At 71.3% G+C, this 14,338-nt stretch carries 8 protein-coding genes and 1 pseudogene; 4 read left to right on the forward strand and 5 right to left on the reverse strand.

The window, feature by feature from the left end; translation table 11 throughout:
- Positions 1–36: 36 nt before the first annotated feature.
- Genes QQM39_RS05610 through narI form a run of 4 tightly spaced genes read left to right on the forward strand, consistent with a single transcriptional unit; the run spans position 37 to position 6,369 of the window.
- Positions 37–3,621: a nitrate reductase subunit alpha gene (locus QQM39_RS05610; RefSeq protein ID WP_302003492.1), complete on the forward strand. Its 3,585-nt coding sequence runs from the start codon at positions 37–39 to the stop codon at positions 3,619–3,621.
- Positions 3,621–5,156, forward strand: coding sequence for a nitrate reductase subunit beta (locus QQM39_RS05615; RefSeq protein ID WP_301995510.1), 1,536 nt, complete (start codon positions 3,621–3,623; stop codon positions 5,154–5,156). The genes QQM39_RS05610 and QQM39_RS05615 overlap by 1 nt, the downstream gene beginning before the upstream one ends.
- Positions 5,156–5,650 carry a nitrate reductase molybdenum cofactor assembly chaperone gene (gene narJ, locus QQM39_RS05620; protein WP_301995511.1) on the forward strand — a complete coding sequence of 165 codons (495 nt, stop codon included), beginning with the start codon at positions 5,156–5,158 and terminating at the stop codon, positions 5,648–5,650. Before QQM39_RS05615 ends, narJ begins: the two co-directional genes overlap by 1 nt.
- A complete protein-coding gene (narI, locus tag QQM39_RS05625; RefSeq protein WP_301995512.1) occupies positions 5,647–6,369 on the forward strand; it encodes a respiratory nitrate reductase subunit gamma in 723 nt (240 codons plus the stop codon). Before narJ ends, narI begins: the two co-directional genes overlap by 4 nt.
- On the opposite strand, the pseudogene dnaK reads toward narI, so the two are convergent.
- The 5 genes and pseudogenes from dnaK to QQM39_RS05650 all read right to left on the reverse strand — a co-directional run bounded on the left by dnaK (position 6,366) and on the right by QQM39_RS05650 (position 14,013).
- Positions 6,366–8,223: pseudogene (gene dnaK, locus QQM39_RS05630) on the reverse strand (molecular chaperone DnaK). The gene narI and the pseudogene dnaK overlap by 4 nt on opposite strands.
- 275 nt (positions 8,224–8,498) lie before the next feature.
- A complete protein-coding gene (locus tag QQM39_RS05635) occupies positions 8,499–8,927 on the reverse strand; it encodes an OsmC family protein (protein WP_301995513.1) in 429 nt (142 codons plus the stop codon).
- Between the two features lie 74 nt (positions 8,928–9,001).
- The gene (locus tag QQM39_RS05640; protein ID WP_301995515.1) at positions 9,002–10,819 is read right to left on the reverse strand and encodes a hypothetical protein; all 1,818 of its coding nucleotides are present in this window, start codon (positions 10,817–10,819) and stop codon (positions 9,002–9,004) included.
- Positions 10,816–11,877, reverse strand: a complete 1,062-nt coding sequence (locus QQM39_RS05645) for an ATP-binding protein (RefSeq protein ID WP_301995516.1) — start codon at positions 11,875–11,877, stop codon at positions 10,816–10,818. Before QQM39_RS05645 ends, QQM39_RS05640 begins: the two co-directional genes overlap by 4 nt.
- Before the next feature lie 90 nt (positions 11,878–11,967).
- Positions 11,968–14,013 carry a phage holin family protein gene (locus QQM39_RS05650; RefSeq protein ID WP_301995517.1) on the reverse strand — a complete coding sequence of 682 codons (2,046 nt, stop codon included), beginning with the start codon at positions 14,011–14,013 and terminating at the stop codon, positions 11,968–11,970.
- Positions 14,014–14,338: the final 325 nt, after the last annotated feature.

A 14,338-nucleotide genomic window follows, 5' to 3' on the forward strand; every position in this document is an offset into this window, starting at 1 on the left:
AGGGCAAGCAAGGGAGCGCCTGTGACCGACACGCGGATACCGCCCACCCAGCCCGCCGAGCCGCCCGCCGACCCGCCGGCCGAGCCGGGCGCGGCGCTGCTGAAGGCGGGCAGGTTCTTCCGGCCGGGCACGCCCGCGCCCGATCGGCACAGCGTGGAGCTGACCGGCGGGCGGGAGGCGGACGCCTTCTCCCGGGATCGGTCGAGCGTCGGCCCCGACCGCCCCGACTACGAGCCCCGCGGCTGCCCCCGCGGCGCCGCCTTCTCCTGGTACACCTACTCCCCCACCCGGGTCCGCCACCCGTACATCCGCGGCGTGCTCCTGGAGATGTACCGGGAGGCGAAGGAACGCCTGCGCGACCCCGTCCTGGCCTGGGCGGACGTCCAGAACGACCCCGAGCGCCGCCGCCGCTACCAGCGGGCGCGCGGCAACGGCGGTATGGTGCGGGCGAGTTGGGACGAGGCGATCGAGCTCGTCGCCGCCGCGCACGTCCACACCATCAAGACGTACGGCCCCGACCGCATCGCCGGTTTCTCCCCCGCCCCCGCGATGTCGATGGTGTCGCACGCGGCGGGCGCCCGCTTCCACTCCCTGATCGGCGCCCCGATGCTGTCGTTCTACGACTGGTACGCCGATCTGCCCGTGGCTTCCCCGCAGGTATTCGGCGACCAGACCGACGTACCGGAGTCGGGCGACTGGTGGGACGCGGCGTATCTGATGAGGTGGGGCTCGAACGTCCTGGCGACCCGCACACCCGACGCCCACTGGATGGCGGAGGCCCGCTACCGGGGCCAGAAGGTCGTGGTCGTCGCCCCCGACCACGCCGGCAACGCCAAGTTCGCCGACGAGTGGCTCCACCCGCACCCCGGCACGGACGGCGCGCTGGCCCTCGCCATGGGACACGTCATCCTCAAGGAGTTCTTCGTCGACCGTGAGACCCCGTTCTTCGCGGACTACGTACGGCAGTTCACCGACCTGCCCTTCCTGGTCACGCTGGAGGAGCGGGACGGTGCCTACGTCCCCGCGAAGTTCCTGCGCGCTTGCGAACTGGGCCAGGGGGGCGGGAGCGCCGAGTGGAAGACGGTCGTACTCGACGAGGTGACGGGCCGCGCGGTCGCCCCGAACGGCTCGCTCGGCTTCCGCTGGTCCGAGTCGGGCGAGGGCAGATGGAATCTCGAACTCGGCGAGATACGCCCGCGGTTGACCCTGTACGGCAGTGAGGTCGCCGCTGGCGTCGAGGTGCTGCTGCCGCGCTTCGACACCGAGGGCGGGGCGCACGGGCAGGGGCGCGGGGCGGTTGTGCGGCGCGGGGTGCCGGCGACGCGGCTGGGCGGGTCGACCGGACACCTCGTGACGACCGTATACGACCTACTGTTGGCTCAATACGGTGTACCGCGTCCCGGGCTCCCCGGCGCCTGGCCCGCCTCCTACGACGACGCCGACGCTCCCGGCACCCCGGCCTGGCAGGAGGCCCACACCTCCGTCCCGGCAAGCAAGTGCATACGAATCGCAAGGGAGTTCGCGCAGACCGCCGAGCGGTCTCACGGCCGCTGCATGATCCTGATGGGCCCCGGCACCAACCACTGGTTCCACTCCGAGACGATCTACCGCGCCTTCCTCGCGCTGCTCCAGCTCACCGGCTGCCAGGGCCGCAACGGCGGCGGCTGGGCGCACTACGCGGGCCAGGAGAAGTGCCGTCCGGTGACCGGCTGGGCGACGCTCGCGGCCGCGTCGGACTGGTCGCGGCCGCCGCGCCAGATGATCGGCACGGCGTACTGGTACCTCAACACCGACCAGTGGCGCTACGACCGGTTCACGGCCGACATGCTGGCCTCGCCGCTCGGCACGGGCCGGTTCCGGGGGATGGCGGGCGCGGACTGTCTGGCGCTGTCGGCGCGTGCGGGGTGGATGCCGTCGTATCCGACCTTCGACCGCAATCCGCTGGAGCTGGGCGAGCTGTTCGGCGATCCGGTGGCGCGGGTGGTGGCCGAACTGCGGGCGGGCTCCTTGAAGTTCGCCTGCGAGGACCCGGACGCGCCGGAGAACTGGCCGCGGGTGCTGACGCTGTGGCGGGCCAACCTGCTCGGCTCGTCGGCCAAGGGGGCCGAGTACTTCACCCGGCACCTGCTGGGCACGCACTCGTCCCTCCAGGCGGAGGAGGCTGCCGAGGACGTACGGCCGCGGGAGGTGACCTGGCGCGACGAGGCGCCCGCGGGCAAGCTCGATCTGCTGCTCACGCTGGACTTCCGGCAGACGTCGTCCACGCTGCTGTCGGACGTCGTCCTGCCGGCCGCGACCTGGTACGAGAAGCACGACCTGTCCAGCACGGACATGCACCCCTGCATGCACTCCATCACCCCGGCCGTGGATCCGCCGTGGCAGGCCCGCACCGACTTCGACACGTTCAAGGCGCTGGCCGAGCGGCTCAGTGAGCTCGCCGTCGGCCATCTGGGGGCGCGCAAGGACCTGGTCGCGACTGCGCTCCAGCACGACACCCCGGGCGAGATCGCCCAGCCGGGCGGGGTCGTCCGGGACTGGAAGCGCGGCGCGTGCGATCCCGTACCCGGCAAGACCATGCCGAACCTGACCGTCGTCGAGCGGGACTACACGGCGATCGGCGCGAAGTTCGCCTCGCTCGGTCCGCTGGTGGAGCAGCTCGGCCTGCCGGCCAAGGGCATCACGCTGAGGGCGGACGAGGAGGTCGAGGACCTCCGGCGGCTGAACGGCGTGACCCCCGACGGCCGCCCCTTGCTCGATACGGCGGTGAAGGCGGCGAACACCGTCCTCGCCCTCTCCGGCACCACCAACGGCCGCCTCGCCACCCAGGGCTTGCGCACGCTGGAGGCCCGCACCGGGCAGGAGATGGCGCACCTGACGGCCGAGCACGAGGGCAAGCGGATCACGTACGCGGACACCCAGGCCGCGCCCGTGCCGGTGATCACCTCGCCGGAGTGGTCGGGCAGCGAGTCGGGCGGGCGCCGCTACACGGCCTTCACGCTCAACACCGAGCATCTCAAGCCCTGGCACACCCTCACCGGCCGCCAGCACTTCTTCCTGGACCACGACTGGATCCACGAGCTGGGCGAGGCACTCCCGGTCTACCGGCCACCGCTGGACATGAACAGACTCCTCGGCGAGCCGCGCCTCGGCCCGGACGGGCAACGGGAGGTGACGGTGCGTCACCTCACCCCGCACGACAAGTGGTCCATCCACTCCGAGTACCAGGACGACCTCTTCCTGTCGGCCCTCTCCCGCGGCGGCCAGAACATCTGGATGTCCCCGCAGGACGCGGAGGCGATCGGCGTCGTGGACAACGACTGGGTCGAGGCCGTCAACCACGACGGCGTGGTCGCCGCCCGGGCCGTCGTCTCGCACCGCATGCCGCCCGGCACGGTCTCCATGCACCACGCGCAGGAACGCACGGTGGCCGTCCCGAAGACGGAGGCCACCGGCAGGCGCGGCGGCATCCACCACTCACTCACCCGGATGGCCCTCAAGCCGTCCCATCTCATCGGCGGCTACGCCCAGTTGTCCTGGGCGTTCAACTACCTGGGCCCGACGGGCAACCAGCGCGACGAGGTGACGGTCATCCGCCGCCGCAGCCAGGAGGTCGAGTACTGATGCGTCCGATGGCCCAGATCGCGATGGTGATGAACCTCGACAAGTGCATCGGCTGCCACACCTGCTCGGTCACCTGCAAACAGGCGTGGACCAATCGGCAGGGCATGGAGTACGTCTGGTTCAACAACGTCGAGACCCGCCCCGGCCAGGGCTACCCGCGCCGCTACGAGGACCAGGAGCGCTGGCGCGGTGGCTGGGAACTGAACCGGCGCGGCGCGCTGAAACTGAAGGCGGGCGGGCGGCTGCGCAAGCTCGCCGGGATCTTCTCCGACCCCGAACTCCCGGACATCAAGGACTACTACGAGCCCTGGACGTACGACTACAAGAACCTCACCGACGCCCCGCCGGGCGGCGACGCCCCGGCATACGGTGACCTGGACCCCATGGTCGAGCGGGCACGCCGGCACGCCTCGGACAAGGTGCGGTTCGAGTTCGAGCAGACCTTCATGTTCTACCTGCCGCGCATCTGCGAGCACTGCCTCAACCCGTCCTGCGTGGCGTCGTGCCCGTCCGGCGCGATGTACAAGCGGGCGGAGGACGGCATCGTCCTCGTCGACCAGGACCGGTGCCGGGGCTGGCGGATGTGCGTGACGGGATGCCCGTACAAGAAGGTGTACTTCAACCACCGCACCGGCAAGGCCGAGAAGTGCACGATGTGCCATCCGCGGATCGAGGTCGGTCTGCCGACGGTCTGCTCGGAGACGTGCGTGGGACGGCTGCGCTATCTCGGGGTGATCCTGTACGACGCCGACAAGGTGACGGCCGCCGCCTCGGTGCGCGGCGAACGCGACTTGTACGAGGCGCAGTTGGGTGTCTTTCTCGACCCCGAGGACACCGCGGTGCGGCGGGCGTGCGAGGACGCGGGGATCCCGGACGACTGGCTGGAGGCCGCCCGTCGCTCCCCCGTGCACGCGCTGATCAGCAAGTACCGGGTGGCGCTTCCGCTGCATCCGGAGTACCGGACGATGCCGATGGTCTGGTACATCCCGCCGCTCTCCCCGGTGGTGGACGCGCTGTCGGAGACCGGGCACGACGGTGAGGACGCGGGCAACCTGTTCGGCGCGATCGACAGTCTGCGCATCCCGCTGGAGTACCTGGCGGAGTTGTTCACGGCCGGTGACGTCGGCCCGGTCCGGTCCTCGCTGGAGAAGCTGGCCGCGATGCGCTCCCACATGCGGGCGGTCAACCTCGGCGAGGAGCCGGATCCTTCGGTGCCGGCCGCGGTGGGCATGGGGGTCTACGAGATCGAGCAGATGTACCGGCTGCTGGCGATCGCCAAGTCCGAGGACCGGTACGTGATTCCGACGGCCGCCGTCGGGGACGCCCGGCGACTGGAGGAGTCGGCGCTCCCGGAGGGCTGCAGCCTCGACTACGACGGCGGGCCCGGGATGGGCGGGGACGGCCCCTTCGGCCGGGACTCGGGCCGCAAGCTGCTGCCGCTGGTGCCGGTGGAGAACTTCCACCTCCTGCGCGGACGACAGACCGCGGACGACGCGGCGCACACCACCCTCACAGCCGACACCGAGGAGGCCTGATGCCGTCCTTCGAGGTGCTCTACCAGGCGGCCGCGCTCTGCCTGACCTACCCCGACGACGACTTCCGCGCCCGCCTGCCGCTCCTGCGCGAAGCCGCCCCGCAACTACGCGAGTTCACCGACCACGCGAGGGTCACGCCCCCGCAGGAGCTGGCCGCCCACTACGTCCAGGTCTTCGACTTCGGGAACCGCCACAGCCTGCACCTGAGCTGGTGGCGCGACGGGGACACGCGGCGGCGTGGCATGTCGCTGGTCCGCTTCAAGGACGTCTACCGCGCGCACGGGCTGGAGTGCACCGGCGAGGAGCTGCCCGACTTCCTGCCCGCGGTACTGGAGTTCACGGCCCGCACCGGCAACACCGACCTCCTGCTGGAACACCGGGACGCCCTGGAAGAGCTCCGCTCCCGGCTCACCGACTTCGGCACACCGTACGCGTCCGTCCTGGACGCCGTATGCGCCACCCTTCCGACCGCACAGACGGGGGCGCGGCCATGACCACACTCCTGTGGGGCGTCCTGCCCTACGTCACGTTCGCCCTGCTCGTCGCCGGCCTCGTCTGGCGCCACCGCTACGACCGGTTCGGCCGGCCCGCACGCTCGTCCCAGGTGTACGAGTCGAAGCTCCTGAACATCGCCTCGCCCGCCTTCCACTACGGCATCCTGTTCGTGCTGGTCGGCCATGTGGTGGGTCTGTTCATCCCGGAGTCCTGGACAGACACGCTGGGCGTCAGCGAGCACACCTACCACCTGTTCTCCCTCTACGGCGGCACGGCGGCCGGCGTGCTCACGGTCGCCGGGATCCTGTTGCTTCTATACCGCCGCCGCGCCAACGCCCCCGTCTTCCGTGCGACGACCGCCAACGACAAGCTCATGTACGTCGTCCTGCTCGCGGCGATCGTGCTGGGCATGGTCGCCGAACTGGCCCACGCTTCCGGCGACGGGTACGACTACCGTCAGTCCATCGCACCATGGGCCCGGGGCCTGTTCGCTCTCCGGCCGGACACCGACCTGATGGCGGGTGTGCCGGTGTTGTACCAGGTGCACGCGGTGTTCGGCATGGTGCTGATCGCGCTGGTGCCGTACACGCGGCTGGTGCACATGTTCAGTGCGCCGGTGCAGTATCTGTTCCGGCCGTATGTGGTGTACCGGGCGCGTGACCCCCGACAGCTGGGACCGCGCCCGGACAAACAGGGCGGGGAGACGAGCCGTCGCTAGGCCGCCCCGCCCTTCTGCTCCTTCTCGTCGTCGACGATCTCCGCGTCCACCACGCCCTCTTCGTCAGGGGCGCTCGCCTTCGGCTCATCGGCCGAACCGCCGGAGGCCGACGCGTACATCGCCTGGCCCATCTTCTGGCTGACCGAGGCGAGCTTCTCGATTCCCGTGCGCAGGGCGCTCGTGTCGGCGTTCTGCTCCAGTTGCCGCTTCAGTTCCGTGACCGCCGACTCGACCTCCGACCTGGTGTCCGCCGGGACCTTGTCCTCGTTGTCGCGGATGAACTTCTCGGTCTGGTAGACGAGTTGCTCGGCCTGGTTGCGGGTCTCGGCCGCCTCGCGGCGGTTGCGGTCCTCCTCGGCGTACTGCTCGGCCTCCCGCATCATGCGGTCGATGTCGTCCTTCGGGAGCGCCGAGCCGCCCGTCACCGTCATCTTCTGCTCGCGGCCCGTCGCGAGGTCCTTGGCGGAGACGTGCATGATCCCGTTGGCGTCGATGTCGAACGCGACCTCGATCTGCGGGACGCCGCGCGGCGCGGGCGGCAGGCCGGTGAGGTCGAAGACGCCGAGCTTCTTGTTGTACGCGGCGATCTCGCGTTCGCCCTGGTAGACCTGGATGCCGACGGAGGGCTGGTTGTCGGTGGCCGTCGTGAAGATCTCCGAACGCCGGGTGGGGATCGTCGTGTTGCGTTCGATGAGCTTCGTCATGATGCCGCCCTTGGTCTCGATGCCGAGGGACAGCGGGGTGACGTCGAGCAGCAGGACGTCCTTGACGTCGCCGCGGATGACGCCCGCCTGGAGGGCGGCGCCGACGGCCACGACCTCGTCGGGGTTGACGCCCTTGTGCGGGTCCTTGCCGGTGAGTTCCTTGACGAGGTCGGTGACGGCGGGCATGCGGGTGGAGCCGCCGACGAGGATGACGTGGTCGACCGCGGAGAGCTTGATGCCGGCGTCCTTGACCGCCTGGTGGAAGGGGGTCTTGCAGCGGTCGAGGAGGTCGGCGGTGAGCTCCTGGAACTGGGCGCGGGTCATCTTCTCGTCGAGGTGCAGGGGGCCCTCGGCGGAGGCGGTGATGTAGGGCAGGTTGATCGTCGTCTCGGAGGAGGAGGACAGCTCGATCTTGGCCTTCTCGGCGCCCTCGCGCAGCCGCTGCAGCGCCATCTTGTCGTTGCCGAGGTCGATGCCGTACTGCCCCTTGAACTTCTTCACGAGGTGCTCGACGACCCGCTGGTCCCAGTCGTCGCCGCCCAGGTGCGTGTCGCCGTTGGTGGCCTTGACCTCGATGACGCCGTCGCCGATCTCCAGCAGCGAGACGTCGAAGGTGCCGCCGCCGAGGTCGAAGACCAGCACCGTCTGCTCCTCGCCCCGGTCGAGGCCGTAGGCGAGGGCGGCGGCCGTGGGCTCGTTGATGATCCTCAGGACCTTCAGGCCCGCGATCTCCCCGGCCTCCTTGGTGGCCTGCCGCTGGGCGTCGTCGAAGTACGCGGGCACGGTGATCACCGCGTCGGTGACGTCCTCGCCCAGGATAGGACTCGGCGTCCCGCTTCAGCTTCTGCAGCACCCGGGCCGACAGCTCCTGCGCCCGGTAGCGGGCGCCGTCGATGTCCCCCTGTTCCGGGAAGCGCCAGGGTCCGTCACCCATGTGCCGCTTCATCGAGCGGGCGGTGCGCTCGACGTTCGTCACCGCCTGCCGCTTGGCCACCTCACCCACGAGTACCTCGCCGTTCTTGGCGAAGGCCACGACCGACGGTGTGGTCCTGGCCCCCTCCGCGTTGGCGACGACCGTGGGCTCGCCGCCCTCAAGGACGGCCACCACCGAGTTCGTGGTCCCGAGATCGATCCCGACCGCGCGTGCCATCGCTGTCCCCTTCCGCCAGGGCGCCCCTTGAACTCCAGCACAAAACTTGAGTGGGTTCTTGTCAATGGGACGGGTGACCGGGGGGACGGGTACCAAACGGGAACTGAGCGCCCGCTCAGTCTCTGCGCGGGGGATCCTTGGGGGGCAGGCCCGCAGGGCCGCCCCCCAAGGGGCGCGGGGCTGTATCGATATGCGGCTCCGCCGCGTGGGCGCGACAAGCCCCCACGGCGCCGCAGACGCCACACAGCCGCCGCGGCACCCCCGTAGGCGACCCGCTACGCCAACTTCGCCGACAGCGTGATCGGCACCGCCTTCAGCGCCTGGCTGACCGGGCAGTTGACCTTGGCGTCCTCGGCCCTGGCCTGGAAGTCCTCCTCGGAGATGCCCGGAATCGTGGCCTCGACGGTGATGTGGATTCCGGTGATCCCTTCCCCGGGCTGGAAGGTCACGTCGGCGGAGGTGACCAGCTTGGTCGGCGGGGTGCCGGCCTTGTCGAGGATGTTCGAGAAGGCCATGGAGTAGCAGCTGGAGTGGGCGGCGGCGATCAGCTCCTCCGGGCTGGTCTTGCCGTTCGCGTCCTCGGCGCGCGACGCCCACGTCACCGGCTGCTCGGCGATGCTGCCGGAGGAGTCGAAGGAGACGACGCCGTTGCCCTTGAACAGGTTGCCTTCCCACACGGTGTGTGCGGAGCGCGTGGTTGCCACGATGAATCCCTTCACATGCTTACGGGGAGGTCCCGGGTACGGGTTCCGTGTCCCCCATCCGATCACACTCGGGCTCACTGCACCCGGAAGACCGGCCCACGCGGGGTGAACGGCAGGCGACGACCCTGGGGGATCAGGTACGCGTGCTCGCGCCGCACCCGCAACACGTCGCACCAGCCGTCCGTGATGACCAGGACGGGCGCGCCCGGCGGGAAGTCGTCCGCGCGCTGCAGCAGGTCGATCCCGGGCTGCAGGACCGTACCGCCCCGGCCGTGCACCCGTACCCGCCCGGCGATCTCCGTCACCGGCACATACCCGGCGTCGTACGGGGCCGCGTCGCAGAACACCACCCGCGCCGCCGGTACGTCCCGGGCCGCCGCGTAGGAGGCGATGGCGCCCAGCGCCTTGCCGAGCAGGACGGCTCCCATGGAGCCGGAGGTGTCCAGGACCACGCCGAAGGTGCAGCGGGCGATCTCCTCGGGCGGGAACCAGCGGCCCGCGCGCGGGATGTCGGGCGTCGACGACTGGCGGCGCGAGGGACGGGCGTACGACCGCACCGGCTCGGGGCGCGGCACGAACTCGTCGAACCAGCGGGCCAGTCGGGCGTCCCAGGGCAGCGGCGGATGGCTCAGCGCGCGGATCTCCTGGACCAGGCCGCCGGGCAGGAAGCCGCGCTCCTGCTGCTGGTGCAGGTCCAGGCCGTGCGAGAGGCCCCGGCGGTAGAACTCGTCGAGGTCGCAAGTGTCGCCGGGCGGGCCGAGCGGGGCGCCCAGGACATCGCCGACGCCCTTGCCGCGCAGGGTGGCCAGGCGGCGCATCCGGCGCAGGTCGCCGACGATCCGGTCGTACACCTCCTCGGCGGACAGGCCGGTGAACCGGGCGTCGTACAGCAGCCCTTGGGGCATCTCGCCGATCTGCATCTCGCGCAGCCAGCCGTTGATGACGTAGTCGCAGGCGACGTTGAACAGGTACGGGTCGCGGGCGCCGCAGCGGTCGCCGTGGCGCAGGGCGGCGTGCAGCATCTCGTGGGCGAGGATGAACCGCCATTCCTCGTCCCCGAAGGTCCGCAGCGGGTTGATGTAGATCTCGCCGGCCTCGGCGTTGACGGCGGCGACGGAGATGCCGTGGGCGCGGGCGAGTTCGGCGTCGGCGACCAGCTTGATGCCGGCCGCGATGCCGCCGAGCAGCGGGTAGGAGGTGATGAACCACTCCAGCGCCCACTGCCAGGGCCGCTTCTTGACCGGCTCGCCGTCCATGGAGTCGCGGCGTCCGCCCGCCATGTCCATCGCGGTGGAGACGGTGCGGGTCAGGGCGGTGGCGAAGGCCAGCTGGTGGTCCGGAGGCTGACCGAACCAGCTCTGCCACTCCACCAGCAGCTGGTCGGTTTCCGAGCCGGCCGTGCCGCAGCGCTCGTACGCGGCCGGGATGCCGCCCTGCCGCCACCCCGCCGCGAGCTGCTCCTCGTCGCCGTCCGGGTACGACAGGGGCAGGTGGTCCGGGGTCTGCCCGATGGGGAAGTTGAGCAGGAAGCGGTTGACGACGACGCAGCCGGCGGTGACGGCGCAGCGGTCGGGCTGCACGGGCACGCCCTTCGCGGCGGGGACGTGTCCGAAGCCGAGGTGCAGGACGGCGTGGGCGATGGCCCAGGCCCAGGCGGCGGGTTCGGCGAGCCGGTCGGCGCGGACGTGCAGCGTGCCGTCGGAGTCGACGCGGACGAGGCCCTCGCGGGGCGCCTGTACGCACTCCTCGGCGCGGCACAGGGTGAACTCGACCGTCGACAGCGCCGGGTTGGCTCGCACCAGGCTCAGCCCCTGTGCGAGGGCCTGCTCCGCGCGCTCCCGCTTCTTGTCCTGCTTGCCGCCCTTGTGCCCCTTGCCGCCGGTGCGGCTCATCGCCGCGCCTCCACCAGCCGCGGCATGTCCCGCGCCGCCTCGACCAGGAACCAGGCGGGCAGGACGGGGTTGCCGTCGGCGTCGGAGGCGATGACGCTCTGGGCGACCTCGACGGAGATCTCCGCGAGCTGCACCAGCAGCGACTTGGCGCGGTACGCGGTCTGCCGGCCGCTCGCCGACATGTGCTCCTTGCTGACGGGCAGCTCCTTGACGAGGCGCCCGCGGAAGGACTCGGCGAGGTAGTACAGCAGGTCGCGGTCCTCCATACGGTGCGGCCAGCGGGCGTCGCCCTTGATGATCGCCTCGATGCCGAACTGGCTGCGCACGATCTTGACGTAGCCGCAGAACGCGGTGGCGTGCACGGGCGTCAGCGTGCCGTGCGCGAGCAGCTTCAGCGTCGCCTCGTCGAGGCCCTGGCCGAAGGAGTGCAGGGCGTCGGAGAGCATGTGCCAGGAGCGGGGCGTGGAGAACGGCTCCTCGGTCTTCGGCGGCTTGGACCACAGGTGGTCGGGCCGGTCGGTGAGGTGGTCCAGGATCCACGGATGGATGCCGTTGTTCGCGGCCCAGGCCAGCCAGTCCTTGGCGGAGGCCTGAAGGTGGACGTGGGTCAGGCGGTTGACCAGCGCGGAGGCGATGGGGCGGGCCAGGGCGTTGTCCGTCGCCCGGTTGCCGGCGCCGATCACGATGGAGCCCTTGGGCAGCTCGTAGTTGCCGATACGGCGGTCCAGGATCAGCGAGTAGAACGCCTTCTGCACATCCGGGGTGGCCGCGTTGAGCTCGTCCAGGAACAGGCAGTACGGCTCGTCGCGGGCGATCGCCTCCGGCGGGCAGAACACCGACCGCCCGTCCCGGATCTGCGGCACGCCGATCAGGTCCTCCGGCGCGAGCTGGGTGCCGAGCAGACTCACGCACTCCAGCCCCAGCGACTCGGCGAAATCCCTGACGAGGGAAGACTTTCCGATGCCGGGGGCGCCCCAGAGGAAGACCGGCCGCACGGTGGCGAGGCCGAGGAGGAGTTCGGGGATTCGGGCGGGCGTGACGGTGACGGCTGCCTGCAACGCAGGGTGCTCCTTGGGGTGTGTTCGAGAGGTTTGCGACTTTGCGACTCGAACAGTGTGGGCCTGCGGCCGCTCGGACGCAGCCGATTTTCAGGCGGCCCGCTCCTCCGGCTCCGCCACCAAGGGCACCTGGGGGCCGTTCGATTCGCGCAGCCAGCGCCGCAGCACGCGGTGCACGTGCTCGGCGCCGACGAGGTCCTCCCCGTCGTCGACCGGCACGGAGAAGGCGAGCGGTGACAGCAGGAACGGCTTGCCCTGCGCGCCGCCGAGCCCGCCGTGCGAACCGATCTGCTCCTCGAAGGCGAGGACCTCGCCGCCGTCGGCCGGGTCGTACGCGGAGTTGACCATGATGTCGGCGACGTTCGGGAAGGAGTGCGTGCGCCGTACGGCGTCGGCGGCGCCCGGCCCGAAGACCTCCAACGGCCCGGGTTTGTCGTCCAGTTGGTCGAGAGGGATCTCCGCGCCGTACGCGCCGAGCACGAGCCCGCCGTGCTTCTCGCTGCGGACGAGCAGGAAACCGACGCCGGGATGGTTGGCGAGGGTGGCGAGCAGGGCGGGGTGGCGGGCGTCGATCTCCTCCTTGGTCATCCGGTGCGGCACGTCCGGGAAGGAGACCAGGCCGAGGTTGCCGGAGGCCAGCACGATCGGCTCGGAACGGCGGCGCGAGGGGCGGTGCTGCTCGCCGCCCTCCTCGACGGGGATGCGCAGCGCCGCGCGCACCGCCGCACGGGCCTCGGCCCCGCTGTGAGTGCGCTGCGCCCTGCGCGGCACGGGCAGCCCGCAGCCGGCCCGCACCAGGTCGCCGAGGCCGAGGCCGTAGCGGGCGCGGAAGGTCTCGCCGGGGCTCTGGCCGTGGTCCGACAGCACGACGAACCGGTACGGCCGCGGCGCATGCTCGGCGACCTTCTCGATCAACGCCATAGCCCGGTCGAGGCGTTCGAGGACCTTCTCGGCGTCCCGGCTGCACGGCCCCGAGTGGTGGGCCACTTCGTCGTACGCCACGAGGTCGGCGTAGACGGAGGTGCGCCCGGCGAGCATGTCGCCCATCACCGCGGCCACGACGACGTCCCGCTCGACGACGGTCGCGAAGGCGCGGACGAACGGGTAGAGGCCGCCGCGGGAGACCCTCGGCCGGACCTTGCGGGCGCGGGCCCGGGTGGACTGGCCGATCTCGCGGCCGACCTCGGCGACGAAGGACAGGGCGGTGCGCACGGCGTTGGCCGGGTCGGAGAAGTAGGCGAAGTAGCCGGCCCGGGAGCGGTTCTCGCGGCTGCGGCGTTTGGTGGCGATGGACAGCACGAGGGCCTGCTCGTCGGCGCCGCCGCTGAAGAGGTTGCCGCGGCTGGCGCCGTCGGCGGTGAGCAGTCCGCCGTCGCCGGTGCGGTCGATGGCGCGGCGCTGGAGTTCGGCGGCGCTGGTGGGGCGGTTGCAGACCATCACCTCGCGGCCGGCCTTCTCGTACCAGCGGAAGGCGGGCACGTCGTGGTTGCTGCCGTGCAGGATGCCGAGTTGGCTGGCGCCGGTCTGGCTGGACCAGTCGGTGCGCCAGGGGGTGAGCCGGTGGGTGGGGCGGGCGCCGCCGCCGGTGCCATGGCCGGCGCTGTCGCCGAGCCAGCGGGCGATTGTGGGCATCAGGTCCTTGTCGACGGCGGCGCGCAGGACGTCGTGGCCCACGCCGTCGAGTTGCAGGAAGACGGTGCCGGGGCTGGACGGGCCGGGTGGCAGCGCTCTGCGGCGGCGGTCGGCGAGGCGGTACAGCCTGCGCCGGTACGCGTCGTCGTCCCGTACCGCGAGGGCGGCGCCGGTGGCGGAGGCGACGGCGGACATCACGGCGGCGACGATGACGGCGGTCTCGGGGGCGGCCGCGCTGTCGCCGGAGGGCACGAGGCGCAGGGCGACGATGAGCAGCGAGCCGTTGAGGAAGAACACCAGCAGGCCGAGCACCAGGGCGGGCACCAGCAGCAGGAGCCGTACGAGGAGGGGCCAGAAGATCGCCGAGAGCAGACCGAACGCGCCGGCGCCGAGGGCCGCGGTGACGGCGATGCTGGTGGCGCTGTCACCGTCCGCGGACTGGAGTTGGAAGTCGGGCAGGATCCCGGCGAGCACGAGCATGGTGACGGTGGAGACCGCCCACACGGTGACGCTCCGCCCGACCTGACTGGCAACCCGCCGCCAACGCCCACCACGCACGCCCAGCCCACCTCACGTCCGACCCCCCGCCCCGACCCGGGCCTCTACGCCCCCCAGCGTGGCACACGGCACCGACACCGGCCGGTGCCACAGCTCGGGCCCTGCCCTCTCGCCCCCGCCGCCCCTACCCGTCCCATCCTGAAGGGGCTCCGCCCCTTCGACCCCGCTGAGGGCTGCCGCCCCCAGACCCCCGCTTCGGCCCTGAACGGGCCTCGTCCTCAAACGCCGGACGGGCTGAAAAGCCCGGGCCGGCGTTGAGAGTGGCTGGAAT

The sequence above is a fragment of the Streptomyces sp. DT2A-34 genome (assembly GCF_030499515.1).
Lineage (GTDB): Bacteria > Actinomycetota > Actinomycetes > Streptomycetales > Streptomycetaceae > Streptomyces.

What these genes read in the sequence shown, in the direction of transcription:
- QQM39_RS05615 (WP_301995510.1), top strand. Translation starts at nt 3,621, where the DNA reads ATGCGTCCGATGGCCCAGATCGCGATGGTGATGAACCTCGACAAGTGC.
- narJ (WP_301995511.1), top strand. Translation starts at nt 5,156, where the DNA reads ATGCCGTCCTTCGAGGTGCTCTACCAGGCGGCCGCGCTCTGCCTGACC.
- narI (WP_301995512.1), top strand. Translation starts at nt 5,647, where the DNA reads ATGACCACACTCCTGTGGGGCGTCCTGCCCTACGTCACGTTCGCCCTG.
- QQM39_RS05640 (WP_301995515.1), bottom strand. Translation starts at nt 10,819, where the DNA reads ATGAGCCGCACCGGCGGCAAGGGGCACAAGGGCGGCAAGCAGGACAAG.